The 24,799-nt window shown below is 37.1% G+C and carries 26 protein-coding genes; 5 read left to right on the forward strand and 21 right to left on the reverse strand.

Features of this window, described 5'->3' with window-relative positions; genetic code table 11:
• Positions 1-42: 42 nt before the first annotated feature.
• From O3633_RS06375 to O3633_RS06410, 8 genes are all read right to left on the reverse strand, one after another.
• Positions 43-1,176 carry an N-acetylmuramoyl-L-alanine amidase family protein gene (locus tag O3633_RS06375; protein ID WP_371620761.1) on the reverse strand — a complete coding sequence of 378 codons (1,134 nt, stop codon included), beginning with the start codon at positions 1,174-1,176 and terminating at the stop codon, positions 43-45.
• Between the two features lie 100 nt (positions 1,177-1,276).
• Positions 1,277-1,543 (reverse strand): Veg family protein, encoded by a 267-nt coding sequence (locus tag O3633_RS06380; protein WP_371620762.1) that lies wholly within the window; start codon positions 1,541-1,543, stop codon positions 1,277-1,279.
• Positions 1,540-2,898 carry a replicative DNA helicase gene (dnaB, locus tag O3633_RS06385; protein WP_000852500.1) on the reverse strand — a complete coding sequence of 453 codons (1,359 nt, stop codon included), beginning with the start codon at positions 2,896-2,898 and terminating at the stop codon, positions 1,540-1,542. Before dnaB ends, O3633_RS06380 begins: the two co-directional genes overlap by 4 nt.
• A gap of 42 nt (positions 2,899-2,940) precedes the next feature.
• Positions 2,941-3,393 (reverse strand): 50S ribosomal protein L9, encoded by a 453-nt coding sequence (rplI, locus tag O3633_RS06390; protein ID WP_000864204.1) that lies wholly within the window; start codon positions 3,391-3,393, stop codon positions 2,941-2,943.
• Positions 3,390-5,363 (reverse strand): GGDEF domain-containing protein, encoded by a 1,974-nt coding sequence (locus O3633_RS06395; RefSeq protein ID WP_371620763.1) that lies wholly within the window; start codon positions 5,361-5,363, stop codon positions 3,390-3,392. Before O3633_RS06395 ends, rplI begins: the two co-directional genes overlap by 4 nt.
• Positions 5,364-5,511: 148 nt before the next feature.
• The gene (hpf, locus tag O3633_RS06400) at positions 5,512-6,054 is read right to left on the reverse strand and encodes a ribosome hibernation-promoting factor, HPF/YfiA family (protein ID WP_371620764.1); all 543 of its coding nucleotides are present in this window, start codon (positions 6,052-6,054) and stop codon (positions 5,512-5,514) included.
• Positions 6,055-6,133: 79 nt separating this feature from the next.
• Entirely contained in the window at positions 6,134-6,796 is a 663-nt protein-coding gene (locus O3633_RS06405) for a ComF family protein (protein ID WP_371620765.1), read from the reverse strand.
• Positions 6,793-8,091, reverse strand: a complete 1,299-nt coding sequence (locus O3633_RS06410; protein ID WP_371620766.1) for an ATP-dependent helicase ComFA — start codon at positions 8,089-8,091, stop codon at positions 6,793-6,795. Before O3633_RS06410 ends, O3633_RS06405 begins: the two co-directional genes overlap by 4 nt.
• Positions 8,092-8,146: 55 nt before the next feature.
• Between O3633_RS06410 and O3633_RS06415 the strand changes: the two genes are divergently transcribed.
• The 3 genes from O3633_RS06415 to cysK all read left to right on the forward strand — a co-directional run bounded on the left by O3633_RS06415 (position 8,147) and on the right by cysK (position 10,265).
• The gene (locus O3633_RS06415) at positions 8,147-8,782 is read left to right on the forward strand and encodes a YigZ family protein (RefSeq protein WP_371620767.1); all 636 of its coding nucleotides are present in this window, start codon (positions 8,147-8,149) and stop codon (positions 8,780-8,782) included.
• Positions 8,783-8,798: 16 nt separating this feature from the next.
• Entirely contained in the window at positions 8,799-9,242 is a 444-nt protein-coding gene (locus O3633_RS06420; RefSeq protein ID WP_371620768.1) for a PH domain-containing protein, read from the forward strand.
• Between the two features lie 96 nt (positions 9,243-9,338).
• A complete protein-coding gene (gene cysK / locus O3633_RS06425) occupies positions 9,339-10,265 on the forward strand; it encodes a cysteine synthase A (protein WP_371620769.1) in 927 nt (308 codons plus the stop codon).
• A 101-nt stretch (positions 10,266-10,366) separates the two neighbouring features.
• Here the strand turns inward: cysK and tsf are convergent, their stop codons facing one another.
• The 13 genes from tsf to yfmF form a co-directional block, all read right to left on the reverse strand.
• Positions 10,367-11,407 (reverse strand): translation elongation factor Ts, encoded by a 1,041-nt coding sequence (tsf, locus tag O3633_RS06430; RefSeq protein ID WP_371620770.1) that lies wholly within the window; start codon positions 11,405-11,407, stop codon positions 10,367-10,369.
• Between the two features lie 78 nt (positions 11,408-11,485).
• The gene (gene rpsB, locus O3633_RS06435; RefSeq protein WP_000268462.1) at positions 11,486-12,268 is read right to left on the reverse strand and encodes a 30S ribosomal protein S2; all 783 of its coding nucleotides are present in this window, start codon (positions 12,266-12,268) and stop codon (positions 11,486-11,488) included.
• Positions 12,269-12,701: 433 nt separating this feature from the next.
• Positions 12,702-13,916, reverse strand: coding sequence for an aminoacyltransferase (locus tag O3633_RS06440; RefSeq protein WP_371620794.1), 1,215 nt, complete (start codon positions 13,914-13,916; stop codon positions 12,702-12,704).
• 206 nt (positions 13,917-14,122) lie between these two features.
• On the reverse strand, positions 14,123-15,340 hold the full coding sequence (gene pcsB, locus O3633_RS06445; RefSeq protein ID WP_049530367.1) for a peptidoglycan hydrolase PcsB: 1,218 nt from the start codon (positions 15,338-15,340) through the stop codon (positions 14,123-14,125).
• Positions 15,341-15,431: 91 nt separating this feature from the next.
• Positions 15,432-15,926, reverse strand: coding sequence for a rod shape-determining protein MreD (gene mreD / locus O3633_RS06450; RefSeq protein WP_371620771.1), 495 nt, complete (start codon positions 15,924-15,926; stop codon positions 15,432-15,434).
• Complete coding sequence (gene mreC, locus O3633_RS06455) at positions 15,923-16,744, reverse strand: rod shape-determining protein MreC (protein ID WP_371620772.1); 822 nt, start codon at positions 16,742-16,744, stop codon at positions 15,923-15,925. The genes mreD and mreC overlap by 4 nt, the downstream gene beginning before the upstream one ends.
• 21 nt (positions 16,745-16,765) lie before the next feature.
• Positions 16,766-17,560, reverse strand: a complete 795-nt coding sequence (locus O3633_RS06460; RefSeq protein ID WP_371620773.1) for an energy-coupling factor transporter transmembrane component T family protein — start codon at positions 17,558-17,560, stop codon at positions 16,766-16,768.
• Positions 17,553-18,392: an energy-coupling factor transporter ATPase gene (locus O3633_RS06465; protein ID WP_371620774.1), complete on the reverse strand. Its 840-nt coding sequence runs from the start codon at positions 18,390-18,392 to the stop codon at positions 17,553-17,555. The genes O3633_RS06460 and O3633_RS06465 overlap by 8 nt, the downstream gene beginning before the upstream one ends.
• Positions 18,377-19,204, reverse strand: a complete 828-nt coding sequence (locus tag O3633_RS06470) for an energy-coupling factor ABC transporter ATP-binding protein (protein ID WP_371620775.1) — start codon at positions 19,202-19,204, stop codon at positions 18,377-18,379. Before O3633_RS06470 ends, O3633_RS06465 begins: the two co-directional genes overlap by 16 nt.
• Positions 19,205-19,206: 2 nt before the next feature.
• A complete protein-coding gene (gene pgsA / locus O3633_RS06475; RefSeq protein ID WP_371620776.1) occupies positions 19,207-19,746 on the reverse strand; it encodes a CDP-diacylglycerol--glycerol-3-phosphate 3-phosphatidyltransferase in 540 nt (179 codons plus the stop codon).
• A 12-nt stretch (positions 19,747-19,758) separates the two neighbouring features.
• A complete protein-coding gene (gene rodZ, locus O3633_RS06480) occupies positions 19,759-20,583 on the reverse strand; it encodes a cytoskeleton protein RodZ (protein ID WP_371620777.1) in 825 nt (274 codons plus the stop codon).
• Positions 20,584-20,620: 37 nt separating this feature from the next.
• Positions 20,621-21,904, reverse strand: coding sequence for an EF-P 5-aminopentanol modification-associated protein YfmH (gene yfmH / locus O3633_RS06485; protein WP_371620778.1), 1,284 nt, complete (start codon positions 21,902-21,904; stop codon positions 20,621-20,623).
• Positions 21,901-23,151: an EF-P 5-aminopentanol modification-associated protein YfmF gene (yfmF, locus tag O3633_RS06490; RefSeq protein ID WP_371620779.1), complete on the reverse strand. Its 1,251-nt coding sequence runs from the start codon at positions 23,149-23,151 to the stop codon at positions 21,901-21,903. Before yfmF ends, yfmH begins: the two co-directional genes overlap by 4 nt.
• A 161-nt stretch (positions 23,152-23,312) precedes the next feature.
• On the opposite strand from yfmF, the gene yaaA reads away from it, so the two are divergent.
• The gene (gene yaaA / locus O3633_RS06495; protein ID WP_371620780.1) at positions 23,313-23,681 is read left to right on the forward strand and encodes a S4 domain-containing protein YaaA; all 369 of its coding nucleotides are present in this window, start codon (positions 23,313-23,315) and stop codon (positions 23,679-23,681) included.
• A 2-nt stretch (positions 23,682-23,683) separates the two neighbouring features.
• Positions 23,684-24,787, forward strand: a complete 1,104-nt coding sequence (gene recF, locus O3633_RS06500; RefSeq protein ID WP_371620781.1) for a DNA replication/repair protein RecF — start codon at positions 23,684-23,686, stop codon at positions 24,785-24,787.
• The last annotated feature ends 12 nt before the right edge of the window (positions 24,788-24,799 follow it).

Below are 24,799 nucleotides of genomic sequence, written 5' to 3' on the forward strand. Positions count from 1 at the left end.
GGGAAAAATACCATTAGGAAGAGCCCAAATGCTGAGTAACACTTATGAGGCTGGATTTTCTACTCGCGCACCACTGCTATCAACTTGGAAACCATCGATAGTCGTATTGACTGCTAAAGCTCCCGATGAATTTACATAGTAATATTTCCCTGAAACCTGAAACCACTGGCTAGCCTTCATAGCACCTGAGCTTTCAAGATAGTACCATGTTCCATTATCCTTTAACCAGCCTGTCTGCATTTCGCCAGACGATTTCAAATAATACCACATAGAACCAGCTTTTAACCAGCCTGTCGTCATTCTACCATCAGCTTGCAAATGATACCAATTCCCATTTATCTTCTTCCAACCGACTGCTTTTTGACCATTTTCATAGTAGTACCAGCTTGTTCCCTCTTTTGCCCAACCATTTTTAGAGCTACTTGTTTTAGTTAAGGGGATATAACGTCTGTTTCCACTTCGTGAAATGTAACTAATCCATTTATAGCCATCCTTTTCAAGAGTTTGATCATAATGAACACTCATTCCAGCTTCGTAGTAATCGATAACAGTAGATGTCAATGATGGCTGATCCATAATAGCAGATTTTTCTGTGAAGTGATGAGTACCACTGAAGGATAGTAGAGACTGATGAGACCCTACACTAGCATTCCCAACATCTTTAAAGTGAATGAAACCAGTCATAGAACTCGCCTTTACAATTCTACGATGATACGTTTCTGTATAATCGTAATTGTACTCCTCGATTTCAATCATGTCTCCAATCACGTTAGATACCCAAGCTACGTGACCATATTGCCCTCTTGTACTCCAAGCAATCGCACCAATTGCTGGTTGCTGGTCCACACGATAGCCTTCTTTTTGGGCTCGATAACCCCATTGATTGGCATTCCCATAAGCAGCTGGTAACTCAAAACCATTGACACTACTTAAACGAAAAGCAGCAAAAGAGGTACACTGTCCTGAGTACATGCGCCACTTATCAATTTTTTGACTTCCATTTTTATAATAATAGGGATAATCATCTCCTCGTGCCAGTGATCCATTGTTTGCCTGGTTGGCATGAACAGTTCCTCCACCAAACAAAAAAGCTCCTGCTAGTAATAGTGAAGCTGATCCTACAGCTGTCTTTCTGAGAAAAGTTCCCTTTTTATGTCCTGCTTTAGTAAATGTCATTCATTCTCCTTCAAATAATTAGATTCTTGAGGTTGACCTCATCTATATCATTCGAAAGAAAAAGAAAAAAGTGAGAAACTTCCCACTTTCATGATTATCCTTAATCTAAATAATGAATTAAGTTCTTTTCTGTTAAAATATCTGAATAGGTAAAAGATTCAACATAGACATTTGCCTGTTTGTCTCCTTCAACATTTCCAAACTCAACGATGAAGAGCGATGGATAAACCTCAATTAGTTTTCCCAAACGATTTTTTTGGCGTTTACGACCATTTTCTAAGGTCATTTCTACCACTTCTCCCTCATGCGCCTTAATTTCTTCTTTGATTTTTTTCATTTTAGCCACATCTGTAAATGCGTCTGTCATCTTGGTTCCTCCATCTTCGAAATACTTGAAAATTTATTATATTCTTTTTGGAAAATCAATTCTACCGTTCCGCGAGCACCGCTACGGTTTTTCTCGATAATCACTTCTACTTTATTATTTGGAATGCCTTCCTCCTCTTCACCACCGCGCTCATAATAGTCATCACGATAGAGAAAGGCTACGATATCAGCATCTTGCTCGATAGATCCAGATTCACGAATATCAGACAAAACTGGTCTCTTATCTTGACGTTGCTCTACACCACGAGAAAGCTGACTAAGAGCTATAACTGGAACTTTGAGTTCTTTTGCTAAGATTTTCAACTGACGGGAAATCTCAGATACTTCTTGTTGACGATTTTCTCGACCAGTTCCAGTGATAAGCTGAAGATAGTCAATCAAAATCAAACCTAAATTCCCTGTTTCTTGAGCCAGTTTACGGGAACGGGAGCGAATTTCTGTGATCCGAATCCCAGGTGTATCATCAATATAGATACTTGCATTGGCTAAATTTCCCTGAGCAATCGTATACTTACGCCATTCTTCCTCGGTCAATTGACCCGTACGGATAGAATGTGACTCTACCAAGCCTTCCGCAGCCAACATACGATCGACCAAACTTTCAGCACCCATTTCCAGAGAGAAAATAGCAACTGTCTTGTCTAGTTTGGTTCCGATATTTTGCGCAATATTCAAAGCAAAGGCTGTCTTACCAACCGCAGGACGAGCTGCCAAAATAATCAATTCTTCCTCATGCAGACCTGTCGTCATGTGATCTAAATCTCGATAACCTGTCGCAATACCCGTGATATCTGAAGTCTGTTGCGAACGAGCTTCTAGGTTTCCAAAGTTAATATTCAATACATCGCGAATATTTTTAAAACCATTTCGATTGGCATTCTCACTGACATCAATCAAGCCTTTTTCTGCACGAGCGATAATTTCGTCAGCAGGTTGAGAAGCTTCATAGGCTAGGTTTACAGACTCTGTCAACTTAGCAATCAGACGTCGAAGCATAGCCTTTTCTGCTACAATTTTAGCATAGTATTCCGCATTAGCAGAGGTTGGCACTGAATTGACAATCTCAACCAGATAAGACAAGCCTCCGATAGTTTGTAAATCACCTTGGCTATCTAGTATCGTCCGAACTGTGGTTGCATCAATAGCATCTCCACGATCAGACAAATCAACCATAGCCTGAAAAATCAAACGGTGAGCATACTTAAAGAAGTCCTGTGAATCGATATATTCTCGGACAAAGACGAGTTTAGTCTCATCAATAAAAATGGCTCCCAACACAGATTGTTCTGCCAGAATATCTTGAGGCTGAACACGCAGTTCTTCAACTTCTGCCATCAGACTTTCCTTCCTTTTACAATGCTGTCAACCAATCGTAAATTAAGCTTCCTTGACACGAAGATTGATTACACTTGTCACATCTTGATAAATCTTCACCGGAACATCAATCAAACCAACTGCTCGGATTGGTGATTGAACTTGAATGTGGCGTTTATCAATTTTAATACCAAATTGTTTTTGCAATTCTTCTGCAATTTTCTTGTTGGTAATAGATCCAAATGTACGTCCATCTGGACCAACTTTTTCAACAAACTCAACGATGGTTTCCTCTGCTTCCAGTTTCGCTTTAATTTCCTTAGCTTCTGCAAGCATCTCTGCATGTGCTTTTTCTTCTGATTTTTGCTTACCACGCAACTCACCAATGGCTTGAGCTGTAGCTTCCTTAGCAAGGTTTTTCTTAATTAAAAAGTTTTGTGCATATCCAGTTGGCACTTCTTTAATTTCACCTTTTTTTCCTTTACCTTTAACATCTGCTAAAAAGATTACTTTCATTCTTCTGACTCCTTTTCTTTTGTTTCATTAAAAATAACTGTTTTCAGTTTATCTCCTGCTTCTTGCAGGCTCATATCTGTCAAACGTGCCGCAGCTAAGTTAAAGTGACCACCGCCACCTAACTCTTCCATAATTCGTTGGACATTGATCTTACTTCTGCTTCGCGCAGAAATGGAGATTGCTCCTTGACTATTCTTAGCAAGTACAAAGCTGGCCTCTATACCAGACATAGCAAGCATAGCGTCAGCAGCCTTACTAATAACAACCGTATCGTACTCTTTATCCTCCAAAGCTTGAGCAACCAGGATTGATGGCTGCACCATTTGCCCTTGTAAAATTAACTCATTTACTAATCGATATTCTTCAAAATCCGTGGCCGAAATTTCCTGAATGACAATGCTATCACTCCCTCTCGTTCTGAGATAACTTGCAACATCAAAAGTTCGACTAGTTACCCGAGAGGTGAAATTTTTAGTATCCAACATCATTCCCCCCATAAGAACACTAGCCTGTATGCGACTCAAACGTTTCTTCTTAGAGTTTTGAAATTGAATCAACTCAGTTACAAGTTCACTAGCACTGCTTGCTCCACTCTCAATATAGGTAATAACCGCATTATCTGGAAAATCTTGGTCGCGACGGTGATGGTCAATGACAATCGTCTGTGTAAACAAGTCATAAAACTCTTTGGATAAGGTTAAAGCTGTCTTAGAATGGTCAACCATCACAAGCAAGGAACGTTTGGTAACCATTGTCATAGCCTGGCCTAAAGGAAGAAGTTTTGAAACACCCTCCTCTTCCAAATAGTTAACCGCTCGAGCAATATCTGGAGACATCTGTGTAGGATCATAAATCACATAACTATCTTCCAGTACATTACTCGAAAACAACTGCATTCCAACTGCTGAACCAAGAGCATCCATGTCAAGATTCTTGTGACCAACCACAAAAACTCGATCGACACTTTTAAGTTTATCTGAGATAGCTGTCATCATAGCACGAGTTCGTGTCCGAGTTCGTTTAACAGATGCTGCTGAACCGCCTCCAAAGTAGATTGGATTTTTGGTTTCATCATTCTCTTTTACAACTACTTGGTCACCACCGCGAACTTCGGCTAAGTTGAGATTGAGGAGAGCAACCTTCCCAATCTGGTCATGATTACCATCACCATAGGAAACTCCTATACTCATCGTTAGCGGTAAATTCCGTTGCTTAGCTTCCTCACGAAAGGTATCAATCACAGAAAACTTATCCTGCATCAAGTGACCAAGTACAGTGTAGTCAGTAAATAGATAAAACCGATCCATACTCACTCTACGAGAAAACATGGCATGTTTCCCAGCAAATTCTGAAACAAAATTTGCAACAAAACTATTGATATGACTAATGTCTGATTCAGACGTTTCATTTTCCAAATCATCATAGTTATCAACTGAGATAATCCCGATTACCGGTCTACTTGTCACAAGCTCAACAGTCGCCTCATACTCACCAGAAACATCAAAAAAGTATAAGACACCTGAATTTCTATCTAAATGCACTGCATATCGTTTCTCCCCAACAATGGCATAAGACCCTGGAGTAGAAATCGAACTCTTTAAAATCTTTTGAAATTGAGGAAAATCAATTTCTCCATCCTCAGTTGTCAAAATTAATTCCGCATAGGGATTGAACCATTCAATCTCACTGCTGTCCATATTTAATTTAACAACCCCGACAGGCATTTGCTCTAGGAGAGCACTCAAACTATCCGTAGCCTGATGATTGACATACTGGATTTGCTCGATATCTGTTTTTTTGTAATATTTTTTCTGGAAATTAAATAGCAGAACATAGAATACGATAAATAAAAATAGACTTGCTATAGTGATAAGATTATCCTTTACTAACACAATCAAAATGGTCATAATCGTAAAGGTTACCATAGCAATCAGATACATAAAAAAGGGATTTATTTCATTTTTTTTCATTACAAACCTCTTGTGCATTATTATACCATAAATGTAGCCAAAATGCGACTTCTAAAGAGGGAACACTATATTCAAATAATAGTAAAACATCCAAACTAAAAAGTGGTTTACACTAGTGTAAACCACTTTCAAAGACTAATTTTTTTGATTATTTAACTTCTAGAAGACCAATATCTCCATCTTCACGACGATAAATAACATTTGTTGTTTCATCTTCAACATCTACATAGATAAAGAAGTCATGTCCCAATAAATCCATCTGTAAGATAGCTTCTTCCAAATCCATTGGTTTCAAATCAATTTGTTTTGAACGAACAACTTTTGGTTGTGCTACATCTAAGTCCTCAACTAGAGCATCTGTAAAGAGTTGACTTGTCGCAACTTTATTTTTATTCTTACGTTCGATTTTAGTCTTATTTTTACGAATCTGACGTTCAATTTTATCTGTTACAAGATCGATAGAACCATACATATCTTGAGAAACATCTTCTGCACGAAGAGTAATAGATCCAAGTGGAATTGTTACTTCAACCTTTGCTGTTTTCTCACGGTAAACTTTCAAATTCACACGTGCATCCAACTCTTGCTCTGGTTGGAAATACTTTTCGATCTTTTCGAGTTTAGAAACTACATAATCACGAATTGCTTCTGTTACTTCTAGGTTTTCACCACGGATACTATATTTAATCATATAAGTACCTTCTTTCTAAACATTTTTGTTTTTCTAATTATATTATAACGCTTTCATATTTTTTTTGCAAACTTTTTCCTCATCTTGCGAGGGAAAAAGTTTTAATATTCTGACATCCAGCCTCTAAAAACATACTTTTAAGACGATTCAAGGTAGTTCCAGTCGTGTAAATATCATCAAATAGTAAGATATTTTCTGGAAGCTTCACTCCATCTTTCAATAAAAAGGGAAATTCTGCAAGTAAGCGATCCGATCGATTTTTTGAAGAACTAGCCTCCACTTCTTTTTTAACCAAAATATCCAGATATGTTAACCCTGTCTCCATTATCAAACCTTCAACTTGATTAAAGCCTCTGCTTTTAAAACGCTGGTCACTCAGAGGGACAATCACAATCTGATAGTCCTTATACTTCTTTAACTCTTTTTGCAATATCTCAGAAAATACCTTTCTAAGAAGATAATCACCATCAAATTTATAGCGACTAAAATATTCTTTCATTGCCTGATTATAGGAATAAAGAGCCACATGATCAACCTTTACACCTTTTTTACACCAAAATTGACAATCTTGACAGATAATTGACACCCCTTTTTTAAAACAACTAGGACAATGATTACCAGCAATACTCTCGAAAGACGAAATACAGGATTCACATACTAGTTCCTCCTCCTTTTTAAAACAGAGCAGGTTAGTAAAAGTTATCTCTGTTTGCAAGCTTTTACCACACAATAAACACTTCATACTCCTGCCTCCTGATTCATTTGTTTAATCTCCTTTATGGCTTTCTTAATGGACTGATTGAGTCCATCATGGAAAAATATAAGTTCTCCAGTAGGACGATCCATGCTTCTTCCAACCCGCCCACCAATTTGTACTAAACTTGACTTAGTAAAGAGTTGATGATTGGCTTCCACCACAAAAACATCTACACGGGGGAAGGTAACTCCACGCTCTAATATAGTTGTGCTTATTAATATCGTCAACTCGCCATCTCGAAAGGCCTGTACCTGCTCTAATCGGTCTTCTGTGATTGAAGATACAAAGCCTATTTTCTCATTTGGAAATTTCTCCTGCAAAATTCCTTTTAGCTTTTCTCCCTTTTTTATTTCAGATGCGAAGATTAGTAAGGGATAGGCAGTCTTTCTCTGTTTCTCAATGTAAAGTTTTAATTTTGGAGGTAAGCCATTTTTTTCTAAATATTTATTAAAATGCGATAACCAGATTGGCTTGGGAACAATGAGAGGATTTCCATGAAAGCGACGTGGTAAACTGAGACGCTTTAACTCCCCTTGTTTAACTTTTCTGTCTAACTCATCTGTTGACGTTGCTGTTAAAAATATTCTCAATCCATTTTCCTTTACACAATTATTGACAGCATGGTAAAGCACTGGATTATCAACATAAGGAAAGGCATCCACTTCATCCACAATCAATAAATCAAAAGCTTGATAAAATTTTAATAGTTGGTGAGTGGTTGATACAACTAAAGGTGTACGAAAATACGGATCCGACTCCCCATGTAGTAGTGCAATCTCACATGCAAAATCATTTTGTAATCGTTTATGGAGCTCTAGACAAACATCAATTCGTGGACTGGCCAGACAAACAGCTCCACCCTGATTTATCACCTTAGCGACAACTTGGTAGATCATCTCTGTCTTACCAGCTCCTGTGACTGCATGTACCAAGGTGGCCTCCTTCTTATCTACCGCCTGAAGAAGTCCTTGTGATACCTGCTCTTGAAATGGAGTCAGTTGACCTGACCATTTGAGTACATCTTGCTTGGGAAAACATTCTTGCGGAAAGTAATAGAGTTTTTGATCACTTCTTATTCGCTTCATAATCAAGCATTCTCGACAATAAAAAGCACCAACAGGCAAACGCCATGCTTCTTGTATCTGACTACCACAACGCTGACAATATTGTTGGCCCTTCTCTTTTTTTATGGATGGAATTTGTTTTGCTAGTTGTCTCTCCTCAAGACTTAATTCTTGTTCCGTAAAAAGGCGACCGAGGTAATTTGGATTGACTTTCATATTTCTTTATTCGTAAAATGTAGAACTTTACGCTATTTTTTAGTACAATAAAAATATGGAATATAGAACTATAAAAGAGGACGGTCAAGTCCAAGAAGAAATTAAAAAATCACGCTTTATCTGTCATGCCAAGCGTGTCTATAGTGAAGAAGAGGCTCGTGATTTTATCACAGCTATCAAAAAAGAACACTATAAAGCAACCCACAACTGCTCTGCCTTTATTGTCGGTGAACGTAGTGAAATCAAGCGAACCAGTGATGACGGAGAGCCTAGTGGAACTGCTGGTGTTCCTATGCTAGGAGTTCTGGAGAATCACAACCTTACTAATGTCTGTGTGGTAGTTACTCGTTATTTTGGTGGTATTAAACTAGGGGCTGGTGGTTTGATACGCGCTTATGCTGGTAGTGTTGCCCTAGCAGTTAAAGAAATTGGCATTATTGAAATCAAAGAGCAGGCAGGGATACAGATTCACATGACCTATGCCCAGTATCAAGAATATGGAAATTTTCTTAAAGAGCATAATCTCATAGAATTAGAGACAAACTTTACAGATCAAGTTGACACTATGATTTTCATTAATAAAGAAAAGAAAGACAGTATCAAGGCTGATCTCATTGAATTTTTCAATGGAAAAGTTATTCTAACTGACAAAGGTTTACGTGAAGTTGAAGCACCTGTAAACCTATCGTAAAGAAAGGAAATATCATATGGTTTTTGGAAGATTAATTCAGGGACTCGCTGGAAACTTCAGTGAGCAAAGTAAAGAAGCTCTTACCAAGGAGTTTGGACAATATTTATTAGAAAATGAAGAAATTCAAAGCGGATATAAACTCATTCGTGACTCAATTATCTTTACAAATATCCGAATCATCTTTACAGATAAACAAGGGGCAACCGGACGGAAGATGTCTATCAAATCAATTTTCCTCATGAACATCGTTAATGTTGAGATGGAAACTGCTGGACTTGGGATTGATGATAGCGAGATTACGATTACTTATTTAGAAAATGCCTTTTTAAAATCTCACAATGAACTTTTTAATTCTCACAAATTTGAATTTCCAAAGAAAACAGATATCATACCTCTATACACTTATCTGTTTGAATTAGCTTATCACAATCGTTTGAATATTAACGGTTTGAATCACTGATATAAAGAAATCCTATCACTCCGATAGGATTTCTATATTTTACAAAAGTTAAAGTTAGCGTTATACTAGTAGCATCTTATATAAAGAGGTGCTTATATGGCTATTTATAACAACATCACAGAACTCATCGGTAGAACACCGATTGTTAAATTAAACAACATTGTACCCGAAGGTGCAGCAGATGTTTATGTAAAACTTGAAGCTTTTAACCCAGGATCATCCGTTAAAGACCGCATCGCCCTAAGTATGATTGAAAAAGCAGAACAAGAAGGTAAACTTAAACCAGGTTCTACTATTGTGGAAGCAACAAGTGGAAATACTGGTATCGGACTTTCATGGGTTGGTGCTGCTAAAGGCTATAAAGTTGTTATCGTTATGCCTGAAACCATGAGTGTTGAACGTCGTAAAATTATCCAAGCTTATGGAGCTGAACTAGTCCTCACTCCTGGTAGCGAAGGAATGAAAGGTGCGATTGCAAAAGCGCAGGAAATTGCTGCTGAGCGTGATGGTTTCCTACCATTACAGTTTAATAACCAAGCTAACCCAGAAGTTCACGAAAGAACAACAGGAGCTGAAATTCTAGCTGATTTCGGAGCTGATGGTTTAGACGCCTTTGTTGCTGGTGTTGGTACTGGAGGAACTATTTCAGGTGTCTCTCACGCTCTTAAATCGGCTAATTCAAACATTCAAGTTTTTGCAGTTGAGGCAGATGAATCAGCAATCTTATCAGGTGAAAAACCAGGACCTCACAAAATTCAAGGTATCTCTGCTGGATTCATCCCAGAAACACTTGATACAGAAGCTTATGATGGTATCGTTCGCGTAACCTCAGACAATGCTCTCGCACTTGGTCGTGAGATTGGCGGAAAAGAAGGCTTCTTGGTAGGTATTTCTTCTGCAGCAGCTATCTATGCAGCAATTGAAGTTGCTAAAAAACTTGGAGCAGGAAAAAAAGTCCTTGCTCTCGCACCAGATAACGGTGAGCGTTACCTATCTACAGCTCTCTATGAGTTTGAAGTATAACTAAGCCCTTGTATAGGGCTTTTTGTTTACCTTTTAAAATAAACCTCTGAATCCCCCTCCAACAAAAGAAAAGGAAGCTGATTTGCTTCCTTACTTTTTTATTAGTTATTCAAGGCTGCTGCCATTGTAGCTGCAACTTCTGCTTCAAAGTCGTTTGCAGCTTTTTCGATACCTTCACCAACTTCAAAGCGAGCGAACTCAACTACTGAAGCGTTAACTGATTCAAGGTAAGCTTCAACTGTCTTGCTGTCATCCATGATGTAAACTTGTGCAAGAAGTGTGTATGCTTGGTCAACTTTAGTGTTGTCAAGCATGAAGCGATCCATTTTACCTGGGATGATTTTGTCCCAGATTTTTTCTGGTTTACCTTCAGCTGCCAATTCAGCTTTGATATCTTCTTCAGCTTGAGCGATGACTTCATCAGTCAATTGAGCTTTAGAACCATATTTAAGGTGTGGAAGAGCTGGTTTACCAACCATTGCACGGCTTTCGTTATCTTGGTCGATAACGTGGTTCAATTGTGCCAACTCATCTTTAACAAATTGCTCATCCAATTCTTTGTATGAAAGAACTGTTGGTTTCATAGCAGCGATGTGCATTGAAATTTGTTTAGCAAGTGCTTCGTCTCCACCTTCGATTACAGAGATAACACCGATACGTCCACCGTTGTGTTGGTATGCTCCGAAGTGTTGTGCATCTGTTTTTTCAATCAAAGCAAAGCGACGGAATGAGATTTTTTCTCCGATAGTCGCTGTTGCAGACACATAAGCTGCTTCAAGAGTTTCACCTGAAGGCATTGTCAAAGCAAGAGCTTCTTCGTTGTTAGCTGGTTTTCCTTCAGCGATTGCTTTAGCTGTTGCGTTTACCAACTCAACAAATTGAGCGTTTTTCGCAACGAAGTCAGTTTCAGCATTTACTTCAACAACTGCTGCAACGTTACCGTCAACATAAACACCAGTCAAACCTTCTGCAGCAACACGGTCAGCTTTCTTAGCTGCTTTTGCCATACCTTTTTCGCGAAGCAATTCAATCGCTTTTTCGATATCGCCTTCCACTTCAACCAATGCTTTTTTAGCATCCATAACACCAGCACCAGATTTTTCACGCAACTCTTTAACAAGTTTAGCTGTAATTTCTGCCATTTTGATTCTCCTATATTTTTAAAAATAGGAGAGCTGGGCTAAGCCCCGCCCTCCTAGGTAATTACTATTTATTATGAATTAAGCGTTGTCGCCTTCTACAACTTCAACGATTTCTTCGATTGAGTCTGCTTGAGCTTCTGAAGCTGCAAATTCTGCTTCAACTGCTGCAACAGCATCTTCACCTTGGCGACCTTCGATGATAGCGTCTGCCAATTTAGCTGTAATCAACTTAACTGCGCGGATAGCGTCATCGTTAGCTGGGATGATTACATCGATATCGTCTGGATCAGTGTTTGTGTCAACCATCGCTACAACTGGGATTCCCAATTTTTTAGCTTCTTTAACAGCGATTTGCTCTTTATGTGGGTCAACTACGTACATTACATCTGGGATACGAGGCATATCTTCGATACCACCCAAGAATTTTTCAAGACGTGCACGTTGTTTGTTAAGAAGTGCAACTTCTTTCTTAGGAAGAACTTCAAAAGTTCCATCTTCTTCCATACGTTTGATTTCTTTCAAACGAGCGATACGTTTTTGGATTGTTCCCCAGTTTGTAAGAGTTCCACCCAACCAACGGTGGTTGATGAAGTATTGACCTGAACGTACTGCTTCTTCAGCAACTGCGTCAGCTGCTTGTTTCTTAGTACCAACAAACAATACAACTGCATCGTTAGCTGCAGCATCACGCATGAAGTCGTATGCTTGGTCAGCGTATTTTACAGTTTGTTGCAAGTCGATAACGTGGATTCCGTTACGCTCAGTGAAGATGTACTTAGCCATCTTAGGGTTCCAGCGACGAGTTTGGTGACCAAAGTGCACACCAGCCTCAAGAAGTTGTTTCATTGAAATTACTGCCATGAGTATTTCTCCTTTTTGTTTTTTCCTCTTCTTGATTTCAGCTTGCAAAACGACCCGAAGGCAACAGCTTCACAATTCATCAAGAATGAGTATTATCGTTTACACGACAAGTTACATTATAACATAGTTGAACCTTTTTTTCAAGTAATTGTGCTAGTTTTTCCTTCATAACGTAACTTCCCAACTGAAATTTTTAAAAAATATATTAACTTCAAATATAAAACATCCCAACATAAATTGTTACTGCTAAATGTACAATAACCGCTTATGTTGAGACTCAGATAAATACAAAATATTTCGAGTTGATAACTTAAATGTTTTGATATGAAAGAATCTACTTTATATTTTTTATAGCAAGTATCATATCTTCATACTCTATGTTATCAAAAAAACAATTACTAAAGATTAAACTTGCCAATAAGTCTTTGACTTTCTACTTGCTACTTCGAAGTTTCTTACGGATTTTATAGGCTATATTAAACAAGAAATACAATGAGCTAGTTGGGTAATTAAACTCACCAGCAAATTCCTCGATAGTGGGATTAAACTTAGATTTAAAATTAAATAACCCACCCTCTAAGTTGTTTTCAATTCCACCCATATTATGAGTCTCTGCCCCGCGTTCAAATGAATGTTGAGCAGTCTCAAACCATGTTGGAATAGCAGGTTGATAATGTCTAAATTCCTCATTCATTCCAGCATATAAGTTCTCAGAAGTTTTCCCAAATTCGATGGTTAAAGTTCCAGACAATGGAACGACACTGTCCCCTCTATCAATATGGCTCTTAAGAAAAGAAATTTCTTCCTCTAATCGTTTTCTCTCTTGCTGATTCTCTTTTATTTTGCCTTCTTTCGTTTTATCAGTAAATTTCTGCGCTATTTTAAGATTCTTTTCCAGTTGCTGCTCAACTTCTTTCAGTCTATTAGGTAAATCTAAGTAGCTCAGTGTGATAAAAGAGTGATCAGGATAAGTAGTCAGTAACTTCTGATAATAATCTTTGCCTCGTAAACTGATATTCTTACGAGACTCTGTTTTCTTCATTAAAAATGAAAATTCATCTAATAAATCAAGTCCACCGAATTTCACTTCCAATCCTTTATTTCTTGCAGTTCGGATTGCCTGTCGAGTAGATTTGGACAGTTGATCCAGCGAGAAGTTTTCTTTATGAATATTAGCTTGAAAACGAGGTTGTATGTTTTCTGCCATATCCTTTGTCAATCCTGTCCAATGAACTTTATTTTTTTGCAATTCCTCAACAATTTCAAAAGTTTTAGAATTTTGAATAGTTTTTTGGTCGATCAGACTTCGACTGATAAAAAGGCTTGGATCAAATTTAACCATTATTGCATTGCTTTTTTTAGCCATTTTTTTCAATGTTAAAAGCACAAATTTCAGAAGTTCTTTATCTTCATAATTAATAACTGGGCCTCTTGGAATATAGAACATGGAAAATCCTAATGGAAGAGGCTGAATTAAGATGTTCGCTACTCCAACTAGTTGATTCTCTTTATAAAATCCAACTCTCTCATTCCCCCAAGTATCCTTTATCTTGGCCCAATCACTACTCTGCAATAAATTCCCTTGAGGATGATTTTCTAAAAATAAATCCCACTCTTGAACATCAACATTCTTTTTATAAGTAAACATAATTCCAACACCGACTCCCTTAGAAACCATTTTTTTATCAACATGCTACACTCATACTAAATCCCTAAGTTTCATTTTACTTTAACTAAAAAATTATAAAAATAGAAAATAAGTTCAAGTAATTATATAATGAAATTTATTTTTCAGCACTATACAAAGGGTGAGATTAATAAAACCTCACCCTAAATTTAATAATAATTAATATGTTAGTTTGGATAAATGTATCTTACTGTACCACGTGATGCAGTAGGATTAAACCATCCACGATAATTTCCGATTGGTTGAGTTCCGCTACCATCATAGTTACATTCTGAAACTTGAATACGCGTTGTTGACTCAACAGCAGTAACAACTGCTACATGTCCGTATCCTCCATCATCCCATGAAGCAATTGCTCCAACTTGTGGTGTAGAACCTGTACGGAAACCTGCAGCCGCTGCACTTGCAGCCCATTGACCACCATTTCCCCAGTAATCACCAGCCCATGGAGCCAAAGTCTTAGCACCCCATGTACATTGACCTACAGGGTAACTTGAAGCATTTGAACTATAAGTTGGTCGTTGACTTACAGTAGTTGCTGCAGGTGTGTAGCTTGATTCTTCATCTGATGATGAAGATGATGAAGAACTTGAAGTTGCTTGTACTTGGGCAGCAAAGGTTGTGTTAGCCGAAGCTACAAGTGATTGTTGTTGACTTGCTTGTTTAGCTTTATAAGCTGCTTCTGCCTCCGCTGCTGCTTTGGCTTCTGCCTCTGCTGCTGCTTTTTTCTCTAGCAAGCTAGCTTTTTCATTTTCTGCTGTAGCTTTTTCAGCTGCAAGATTTAACTCAGCCACTTTCAATTCTGCTTGTCTTGTTGTCAAAGCTTGAGCATCGTCAGCAAGCGTTTGTTGGTTAGCAATGACTGTGTTGATTGCTTCGTTGTTTGCAACTTGTTTTTCAGAGATAGCTTTCTTATCTTCTTTTTGTTGCTGCAACATTTTATTGTTTGCTGATACGATTTCACTCATGGCTGCTACACGAGAAATAGCTTCTGTGATTGAGTCAGAGTTAATAATCGTATTGATGTAACTTGTAGCAGTTCCGTTTGTTTGTGCACTACGAGCTTGGTTTTCAAGCGATTCATTACGTGCTACGATGTTTTTTGAAAGCTCTGCGATTTCACCTTCAAGTTTTTTTGATTCTTCTTGAAGTTTTTCGTTTTCAGATTGTAATTTTTCTTGCTCTGATTGAATAGCTGAAACTTTAGTTTGAATTTCGTCTACTTGTTTTTGAGCTTCTTTCTGTTGAGCTGTCAAGTTACTAATTTTACTATCTTGAGCAGCAATCTTTTCATCTGTTGTATTTGCTTTAACACTTGAAAGAACAGCTCCTTGTGAGACTAATACTGTACTTAACAAAAGTGATGCTAGGATTTTTTTCTTCATAAGTGTAAATACTCCTTCTTTTAAGACAATACTAGTATATCAAAAAAAGGCCTAATAAATATTACGCCTTTATTACAGTTTTGTTTCTTTCTTATAGATATATTTTTTCAAAAATAAACTGGAAAACTAACATCCAGAGACAGTTTAATATCATTGATGGAACTAGACCATAGACGATAAAGATTGTTATACTTTCAGCAGTTAATCCAATCATTTGCGCTAGAAGAAAACTACCAAATTCAAAAGAGAAAGTCATCATTAAAATAGCTAATAGTCTAGTCCATCTATTTGAGAAAATGATCGCATTATTTTTATAAATGATTGCACCAATAATCACAAAAAGAAGACTAGCAATCCCTACTAAATGGAAAAAATAAATATCGTATATAAGACCAATAAATAAGCAATAAACTAAAAATAGATACTCCGATACTTCAATAGTTTCAAACAACAAGAAGATGAAGATAAAGTGGCTCACAATTTGAAAATGTGGAAAAAAACTATTTACAAATTGCCCTAAATGACTATCTATTAAGATTATTAAGGGCAAGAGCAAAAACATTCCTATCTGCTTCAACAGTCTCATGATGGGTTCCCCACTAACTCTACGACTTTTAGATTCATTGGATCAGCATGGAGTTTGACCATAACTTCTCTTGTTAGATAGTCACTACTATGGGTAACTGATACAACCTCCCCTACTGGAATATCTGTTGTTTTAAAGTTGCCCAGACCTCCTGTTACTACCTTGTCTCCTTGACTGATATCACTACTACTATTTAACTGGCTTATTTTAAGCAAGTCTTTTTCTTTGTCGTACCCAATGATAATGCCATATATACTAGTAGAACCGTGTTGGATTTTAACGGATATTTTCTCCGTATTTTCCGCATTGGTCAATAAGTTGACCACAGTAGAGTTTTCTTCAACCTTTCCCACGCTTCCAATCAGTCCCCCACCAGCTATAACAAGCATATTACTTGTCACGCCTTGTTGAGAACCTGCATCAATTGTCAACTCTTGTTTCCAAGTTGCAGGAGTTCTCATGATGACATCAGAAACAACCAACTTGGTTGCATTCAATTTTGACTTCATATCCAATAACTGACGTAGTTGCTCATTTTCTTCCTTCAAACTGTCTGCTTCATTCGTTTCCTTCTTCATCTGATAGAGTTCTTTTTTGAGAGTTTCATTCTCGTTATAGGTTCTGGTCAAACGACCTAAATCAGATTTTACGGAAGAAAGCCATTGAAAAGGCTTTTGCACTATTCTATCGACTAATGAAATTCCATCTCCAACTTTTGTTACAACTGCACTTGATTGTGTTGTCACTAAAAAAACAGAAACTACTAGTATAACTACAAATAGAACAATGATATATTTTGATTTTTTAAAACGATTCATACCTCTACCTTATATTACATTCTAAGATTTTAGCAAAAATAGAATTGCACCCAATATACAAACAAATAATAGCGCTATACTGTCTCTGTTCATCCAATTTAACTGTCGATACTGACTGCGTCCATTTCCACCTTGATAGCCTCTAGCTTCCATGGCTGTAGCAAGAGAATCCGCTCGTTTCAAACTTGTAGCGAACAAAGGAATCAAAATAGGAATCATAGCCTTAACTTTTTGAATTACATTTCCTTCTCCAAAATCAACACCACGCGCCTTTTGAGCATTCATAATGCGAATCGTATCATCCATCAAGGTTGGTACAAATCGCAAACTCATAGACAACATGAGCCCAATTTCATGAACAGGCACTTTAAATCTTTTTAAAGGTCCAAGCAAGGACTCAACTGCTATTGCTAGGCTTAGTGGCATGGTGGTCAGAGTAAGCAAGGTTGAGAAAAAGATAATCAACACAAAGCGGCAAAAAATGATTCCAGCCTGCTCAATACCATGACTTGTAATTTTTATAAACCCAATCTCAAGCAAGACATCACCGCCAGAGATAAAGAACAGTTGAAAAAGGGTTGTAAAAGCAATCAGAAAAAACATAGATCGCAAACCTTTTATAAAAAAAGATAAGGGAACTTCTGATAAAACGACAAATATGCCTGTTGCAATGAAGAGTATGAGATTTGTAATTGGATTATTGGCCCAAAAGGCGATGATGATTAATAAAATCATTGCTACTAACTTACTACGAGGATCTAGACGATGAATAATCGAATTTCCTGGTATGTATCGACCTAAAATCATATTATCCATTGATAAACTCCTTAAACTCCTCTATCGTTATCGGCAATTGTTCGAAAGAAATTCCTCTGTCAACTAGCCTTTGAGCAAATCGTGTGATTTTAGGAACACCCAATTGGATTTTTTCCATAAATTCGACATTTTGAAAGACAAGACTTGGTTTCCCACCCTTAACTAGTTTCCCTTTTTCCATCACATAAACTTGGTCAGCAAATTCGGCCACATCATCCATAAGGTGAGTTACTAAAACAATTGTTATGCCATCTTGATGAAGCTTTTTAAACAAGGTCATCAACTCTTTTCGACCAATTGGGTCCAAACCAGCTGTTGGCTCATCTAAGACCAAAATTCTTGGCTCTATTGCCAAAATTCCAGCAATAGCAACCCGTCTCATTTGTCCACCTGAGAGTTCAAATGGACTTCGTTCAAAGAGTGATTCATCGATTCCTACTAAAGCTAGTTTTTCACGCGCAATAGCTTCTGCCTCTTCTACAGAAACTCCAAAATTTTGAGGGCCAAAAGCCACATCTTTTAGGACAGTTTCCTCAAAAATTTGATTCTCTGCAAACTGAAACACCAACCCAACTTGTTTACGAATTTGACGAATTTGCTTATTAACAGATGTTGATGTAATCAATGTATCAAAGACACGAACACTTCCCTCTGTGGGAACTAGCAAACCATTTAAAAGCTGCAAAATTGTGGATTTCCCACTTCCTGTATGCCCAATAATAGCAGTATAGGAACCATCTTCTATGGTCAAACTGACATCTGACAAGGCAGCTGAGGCAAAGGGCGTTCCTTCCTGATAAGTATAACTAACATTGTCTAGAATAATTCCCATAAAGCCTCCTCGAGCTCCTCTTCGGACAGATAGTGCTCTGATAATTTCAAGCCACTGGTACGTAGTGATTCTTTTAATCGGTTGACAAAGGGTTGATCTAAGCCAATTTGATCTAAATCTGATCTAGAAAATAACTCTCTAGGAGTGCTAGTTGACTCGATTTCTCCTTTTTTCATCACCAAAACTCTGTCACTCATGGACACCTCATCCAAATCATGCGTAATGGAGATGACTGTCATCTGATGGTCTTTGCGAATCTTCTGGACTATCTTAATCAACTCTAATCGTCCCTCAGGGTCCAACATACTTGTAGCCTCATCCAAGATTAAAATATCTGGTCGCAGAGCAACAACACCTGCAATAGCTACTCTCTGTTTCTGACCTCCTGACAAGCGAGCTGGTTCCTTTTTAGCAAATTCAGCCATCCCAACTAATGATAAAGCTTCAGAAACGCGTTTTTTCATCTCTTCAAGTGGGATTCCTTGATTTTCCAGTCCAAAAGCAACGTCGTCTTCAACAGTTGCTCCTACGAATTGGTTATCAGGATTTTGAAAGACCATACCAATCTTACGTCTTTTTTCCCAGACATTTTCTGGAGTTAGGCAATCACCGTCTATCCAAATTTCTCCAGATTCAGCCTCTAGCAAACCATCAATCAAGCGAACTGTCGTTGATTTTCCACTACCATTATGACCAACGATTGACAACCATTCTCCACGTTTCACGTGAAACGAAATGTTATGAACATCATAATGTTTTTGATCTGCCTGATAGCGAAAAGACAGGTCTTTTATCTCAATAATCGATTCCATATCTAACGAAAGGTTCCTTTAAACAAATATGCGCTTCCCTTGAAATAATCATAGCCAGAATAAACTGTGAAGAACAAGGCAATATAAAGAGTTATCTGACCAAGCACATTCCAGTGAAGTAGCAAGAATATTATCGCAAACATCTGACTAAATGTCTTGATTTTTCCAGGCATAGCAGCAGCTAGAACGGTACCCCCTGTTTCAACTAAGAGCAAGCGCAAACCAGTGACTGCAAGTTCACGGCAGATAATAACTGCTACCACCCAAGCTGGTACCATCTTTAGACCGACCAACATGATAAAGGCTGACATGACCAATAATTTATCAGCCATTGGATCTGCAAACTTTCCGAAATTACTAACCACTTGCCATTTTCTAGCTAAATAACCATCTAGATAATCAGTGATACTGGCAATAGCAAAAATAACTGCTGCTATTTTATGTAACACTGGAGATGGTCCAACTGATAGAAGGAGAATAAAAATCGGAATAAATAAAATTCTACCAAGCGTAAGCATATTAGGAATATTCTCTTTTTTCATGTTATCCTTCCTTTAGTTTGAACTTAATGTTAGAGTAATCCAACCAGTTTGACCAGTTAATTTTGAAGTGTCAATTTCCTTATTATCAATTTTCACTGACACTCCTTTAACAACACCCAATGTTATGGTTACTGGAGATCCTTTAGAAATGGTTGTTTTAGCTATTTTATTATTAGGTTCAAGAGTCACTCCTCCTGCTAAATCAGTATCCGAAACACTAATCCAGCTTGTTGCATCTGTAACAGATAATTGAAGCTCCGCAGAATCTTTAGATGTCTTATATTCCACTGATAAAGCATCTCCCTGACCTGAAACAGTCAAAGTAGTTGCCTCGCTCGAACTTGATGAACTAGTAGCTTGACTACTACTTGATGCTACACTACTAGAGCTACTTGTTGAACTCACAACACTATAAGTTGCTGCAGAAGACGCAGTTGGTTGGGTTTGAATATAATTCCACACATAGTAGGTTACAAAAATTAAAATTGATAAAGAAAAAAGAACAAAGTAAAATAGCGGGAGAAATGAATTTTTCTTTCGATTAGACCGTCTACGTCCTGAAAGTTCAATCTCATCTACATCAACTTCTTCATAAGTAATCATACTTCCCGAATCATAGGCATCTAGAACGATATTTTCATCTAATTCAACAGCCCAAGCATACTTTCTCAAAAATGAACGAGCATAAAAAGCACTCGGTAGTTTGTCAAAATCATCTGACTCCATTGCCTCCAACAAATCCAGCTGAATATCTGTCTTTCTGTGCAATTCTTCTAAGCTCAGTCCTTGGTTAATTCTTGCAAGACGTAAGACCTCACCAATTGTTTTTTTTCTCATACTTAACATCCCTTCTTTCTAGTGTATTTTCTAGCGATTATATCGGGAAAATTGTACAATCAACCATATCGCTATTATCTATCAAATCATGTCCTGCTTCTAGAACATCTTCTAAAGTAATTTCCTGCAAAAGTTTAGGAAGGTCAAACAGGGTCGAGCCTGTCTCAGTTGGATGATACTGAGTAGCAATATATTCTAAGGAATCCATACTATGAAGAAATTCCCCATACATCTCAGTTTTTACAATATCCAAATGATCTTCTGTTACATCCTCATCTTTCATAAAATTGCGAATAGCTTTACGAAATTGATGAGAAAGTGCCACAGGTTCCTTTGTATCCATTGTCAACATCGCAAAGTGGAAACGAGGATCCACTTCTATTTCTAGAGATAAAGAAGCATCCAGTTTTCCACACTCATATAATCTTTGAAATCTTTGTGAAGTCCAACCAAACATCATTGTAAACAACAATTTCAATAAAAGATGATAACGATATTGATCTCGATTTCCGATTTCTTTATTTCCTCTAATACCAATCGCTAATTTTGGAGAAGCCACGTCCATCCGTATACTTTCAGTAGTCTTTACAGGATGTAAAGGTATTTGTTCTCTTTTAAACTCATGTTTTTTCTCTTGAAGATAAGATTTCTTAGTAAAATAATCTTCAAGCAGTTCAAAATCAAAATTCCCCACTAAAAAGATATTACTATTGACAGGTCTGTAAAACTCTTTAAAGTTCTCTTTCAAATCCTCCAGGCAAATTGCATCAATGGAGTTTTCACTGCCAACAATATCTGAAGCTAATGGACTTTCTGGATAGAGATTTGCCAAAGTCTTGAAAAATAGACAAGAATCCGGATCATCCTGATACATCTCTCTTTCCTGCTGAATGATATCCTTTTCGCTCTCCACAGATTCTTCAGTCATATTGAAAGTAGTGACAAGTTCTTCAAGCAAATCTAAGCACTCTAGAACATTTTCAGAGGTCGAGAAAAGATAGCTAGTATTTGTAAAGCTCGTAAAGGCATTACTTTCAGCCCCTAGCTCTGTAAAAGCTGCCATAACATCTCCAGAATCTTCTCTTTCAAAAAGCTTATGTTCTAAGAAATGAGCGATCCCTTGAGGATATTGTTGCAAGCCCTTACCATCTACTGTAAACCTTGTGTCAACAGAACCGACTTGGACACTCACAACTCCATAAACCTCGTTAAAATCCTTTTTAGGTAGTAAAGTAACTGTCAAACCATTTTCTAATCTAGTTTGATACAAAGTTTCTTTTACAGCAGGATAATATTTCTTTTGAAAAATAGGTCTGGTCATTCTGCTCCTTCCATAAAATAAATAGCCTGCAACTTAAAACTATTTGCTGCTTCACAAATCGCTTCTCTATCAATTTGTTCAAGCTTATCGATTAAAGTTTTTGTATCAAGATTCGCTTTCCCAAAAAAAGTTGACAGATAATATTTATCGACAATAGAATCTTGATTATCCTGAGCTAGTAGTAAGGATCGACGAATCATTTGTTTGGTCTGATCAATTTCCTTATCTGTAAACTTGCCATTTTTTATGTCAAGCAACTGATGATTCATCAATTTTCTTACTTTATTTCGATTTTGCCGATCGATTCCAGCAAACAATCGTAAAAATCCACTAAAAAGATCCAAATGACTCGATACAGTATAGGCCAGACCTTCCTTTTCTCGCACTTGGGTAAACAGTTTCGAATGAGGAAAGGCTCCTAAAAGACCATTGACAAGAAGCACTGCCATCTGTGCTTCATCACCATATGCCACTGAACTATGGTAACCCATCTCTAAAACAGACTGTCCTAATCTCTTTCTAACAATACCTTCTCTAAGAATATTAGAATAGGGTTGCTGATATTGAATGTTTACAGCTGATTTACGACCTGTTAAAGGAAATTTATGTAAAAACTCTAAAACTTCAATTTCATTAAAGTCACCCAAGAAGAAAATATCTATTTGGTCTTCTTTTAGCATTTTATGATAGCTTGAAAAACATGTTTCTGGAGTCTCTTCTGAAATTCTAGAAATCAAATCTTTAGGAACTAGCTGCATTGATTCTTCTTGGAAAAACAATTGATCTAACTCTTTATGGGCAAAGAAGAATGGGTCTTCCAATTCTGATTCTAGCCTTGATAAGATCTGTTTTTTCTCGATGTCAAAAGCATTTTTCTCAAATCCATCCTCATCCGACAATGGTGTAAACAGAACCTGGTACAGTAATTCTAAAATTTGAGAAGTTAATACGTTTTTCTTACTTAAAAATTCATCACGCACATAGGAAATACTCAAATCCACAAGATGACTTTGTCCTCTTCGATAGGCGTGCGCTGACAAATCAGTTCCATACAAGGTTGCTAAACGTTTTCTAAACAGTTGAGCAGTTGGATAACTTTGGTTAGCAGTTTCAAGCATACTGGCACTTAACATGCGGCTTGAAATTGAATCCAAAGACAACGGAGCTGTAAAACGCACAGTAATTTTATTAGTTTTAAATTTTTTTGATTGGATAAAATGCACTGCAATTCCAGGTACTAACTCCATCGCTTACCTCCTTCTACATAGAATTCTATTATACCATGAAAAGAGAAATTTTTCTTGTTCTCTTTACCCCTTTTAGAATTAAAATCGCTTTCATTTCTAACGAATTTACCTCTGCCATTTCAAGGTAAAATATGGTATAATACCAAAGATTGAGGTGAACTATGGAATACAAATTATTTGAAGAATTTATCACTCTCCAAGCTCTCTTGAAAGAACTTGGTATTATACACAGTGGCGGAGCTATTAAATCCTTTTTAGCTGAACATCTTGTCTATTTTAATGAGGAATTAGAAAATCGTCGTGGGAAAAAAGTAAGAATCGGAGACTCTATCGACATTCCTGACATGAAAATCCAAATCATTCTGACGCAACCGAGCTTAGAAGAACAGGAAGAATATCTCCAAGAAAAACTTGAGAAAGAACGTGTGGCTAAACTTGTCAAAGAAATGAATAAGACGGTCAAAAAAAAGCCAACAAAAAAGACCCAGAAAGCTGAAACAAAAACTGCACCACGTTTCCCAGGTAGATAAGTATGTGGCTAAAAAACTTATCCATCAAGCAATTTAGAAACTATCAGGATACTGAGATTGAGTTTAATCCTAAATTGAATGTATTTGTTGGTCGAAATGCACAAGGCAAAACCAATCTTCTGGAAAGTATTTACTTTTTAGCTTTAACTAGAAGTCATCGAACAAAGACGGACAAAAATTTAATTCAATTTGAAGAACAACAACTTCAAGTTTCTGGAATTCTTCAAAAACGAACGACTACTGTTCCACTTGAGATTGACTTAACCCCAAAAGGTCGGATTACTAAAGTCAATCACTTAAAGCAAGCTCGGCTATCTGACTATATTGGACACATGAATGTTGTTCTATTTGCACCCGAAGATTTACAACTTGTCAAAGGAGCACCAGCTATCCGACGTAAGTTTATAGATATGGAGTTAGGGCAAATCAAACCCATATACTTGTCAGACTTGTCAAGCTACAACCATGTGCTCAAACAAAGAAATACCTACTTAAAGTCAGCGAATCAGATTGACGAAACCTTTTTATCTGTTCTGGATGACCAGCTAGTAGACTATGGTTGTCGAGTGATGGTCCACAGAAAAGAATTTATCAAAAAAATGGAGTCTTTTGGTCGTGAAAAACACTTTGATATTTCGAACCAATTAGAAGAGTTGTCAATTTTTTATCAACCATCTGTAAACTTTACTGACAAGGAACACCTATCAGAATCTTTTTATGTAGCACTTCAAAAAAGTAGATCAAGAGATTTATTTAAAAAGAATACTGGAGTTGGTCCTCATCGGGATGATATGATTTTCTTAATCAATGGAATGGACGCAAGCTTTGGAAGTCAAGGACAACATCGTAGTCTCGTTTTATCTATAAAACTTGCAGAAATAGAATTAATGGAGAGCATTACAAAAGAATCGCCTATACTTTTACTTGACGATGTTATGAGTGAACTTGACAATACTCGTCAACTTAAATTATTAGAAACTATATCTCAAAATATTCAAACCTTTATTACAACAACTAGTTTAGAGCATCTTCAAAACTTACCTGATAATCTCAGTATATTCACTGTAAAGAATGGTCAATTATCTGTAAACCGATATTTACATTAGCGTAAATAATAA

The organism is Streptococcus sp. 27098_8_22, from assembly GCF_041432415.1.
Lineage (GTDB): Bacteria > Bacillota > Bacilli > Lactobacillales > Streptococcaceae > Streptococcus > Streptococcus pseudopneumoniae_M.

Bases quoted from the DNA above. Each gene is read 5' to 3' on its own strand.
- yfmF (WP_371620779.1), bottom strand. From the start codon at position 23,151: ATGGAGTTAGTACCTGGAATTGCAGTGCATTTTATCCAATCAAAAAAA.
- O3633_RS06405 (WP_371620765.1), bottom strand. From the start codon at position 6,796: ATGAAGTGTTTATTGTGTGGTAAAAGCTTGCAAACAGAGATAACTTTT.
- yfmH (WP_371620778.1), bottom strand. From the start codon at position 21,904: ATGACCAGACCTATTTTTCAAAAGAAATATTATCCTGCTGTAAAAGAA.
- recF (WP_371620781.1), top strand. From the start codon at position 23,684: ATGTGGCTAAAAAACTTATCCATCAAGCAATTTAGAAACTATCAGGAT.
- dnaB (WP_000852500.1), bottom strand. From the start codon at position 2,898: ATGGCAGAAGTTGAAGAACTGCGTGTTCAGCCTCAAGATATTCTGGCA.
- O3633_RS06395 (WP_371620763.1), bottom strand. From the start codon at position 5,363: ATGAAAAAAAATGAAATAAATCCCTTTTTTATGTATCTGATTGCTATG.
- O3633_RS06410 (WP_371620766.1), bottom strand. From the start codon at position 8,091: ATGAAAGTCAATCCAAATTACCTCGGTCGCCTTTTTACGGAACAAGAA.
- O3633_RS06375 (WP_371620761.1), bottom strand. From the start codon at position 1,176: ATGACATTTACTAAAGCAGGACATAAAAAGGGAACTTTTCTCAGAAAG.
- O3633_RS06415 (WP_371620767.1), top strand. From the start codon at position 8,147: ATGGAATATAGAACTATAAAAGAGGACGGTCAAGTCCAAGAAGAAATT.
- cysK (WP_371620769.1), top strand. From the start codon at position 9,339: ATGGCTATTTATAACAACATCACAGAACTCATCGGTAGAACACCGATT.
- O3633_RS06460 (WP_371620773.1), bottom strand. From the start codon at position 17,560: ATGGATAATATGATTTTAGGTCGATACATACCAGGAAATTCGATTATT.
- O3633_RS06440 (WP_371620794.1), bottom strand. From the start codon at position 13,916: ATGTTTACTTATAAAAAGAATGTTGATGTTCAAGAGTGGGATTTATTT.
- yaaA (WP_371620780.1), top strand. From the start codon at position 23,313: ATGGAATACAAATTATTTGAAGAATTTATCACTCTCCAAGCTCTCTTG.
- pgsA (WP_371620776.1), bottom strand. From the start codon at position 19,746: ATGAAAAAAGAGAATATTCCTAATATGCTTACGCTTGGTAGAATTTTA.
- mreC (WP_371620772.1), bottom strand. From the start codon at position 16,744: ATGAATCGTTTTAAAAAATCAAAATATATCATTGTTCTATTTGTAGTT.
- pcsB (WP_049530367.1), bottom strand. From the start codon at position 15,340: ATGAAGAAAAAAATCCTAGCATCACTTTTGTTAAGTACAGTATTAGTC.
- tsf (WP_371620770.1), bottom strand. From the start codon at position 11,407: ATGGCAGAAATTACAGCTAAACTTGTTAAAGAGTTGCGTGAAAAATCT.
- hpf (WP_371620764.1), bottom strand. From the start codon at position 6,054: ATGATTAAATATAGTATCCGTGGTGAAAACCTAGAAGTAACAGAAGCA.
- O3633_RS06465 (WP_371620774.1), bottom strand. From the start codon at position 18,392: ATGGGAATTATTCTAGACAATGTTAGTTATACTTATCAGGAAGGAACG.
- rpsB (WP_000268462.1), bottom strand. From the start codon at position 12,268: ATGGCAGTAATTTCAATGAAACAACTTCTTGAGGCTGGTGTGCACTTT.
- rodZ (WP_371620777.1), bottom strand. From the start codon at position 20,583: ATGAGAAAAAAAACAATTGGTGAGGTCTTACGTCTTGCAAGAATTAAC.
- O3633_RS06470 (WP_371620775.1), bottom strand. From the start codon at position 19,204: ATGGAATCGATTATTGAGATAAAAGACCTGTCTTTTCGCTATCAGGCA.
- O3633_RS06420 (WP_371620768.1), top strand. From the start codon at position 8,799: ATGGTTTTTGGAAGATTAATTCAGGGACTCGCTGGAAACTTCAGTGAG.
- O3633_RS06380 (WP_371620762.1), bottom strand. From the start codon at position 1,543: ATGACAGACGCATTTACAGATGTGGCTAAAATGAAAAAAATCAAAGAA.
- rplI (WP_000864204.1), bottom strand. From the start codon at position 3,393: ATGAAAGTAATCTTTTTAGCAGATGTTAAAGGTAAAGGAAAAAAAGGT.
- mreD (WP_371620771.1), bottom strand. From the start codon at position 15,926: ATGAGACTGTTGAAGCAGATAGGAATGTTTTTGCTCTTGCCCTTAATA.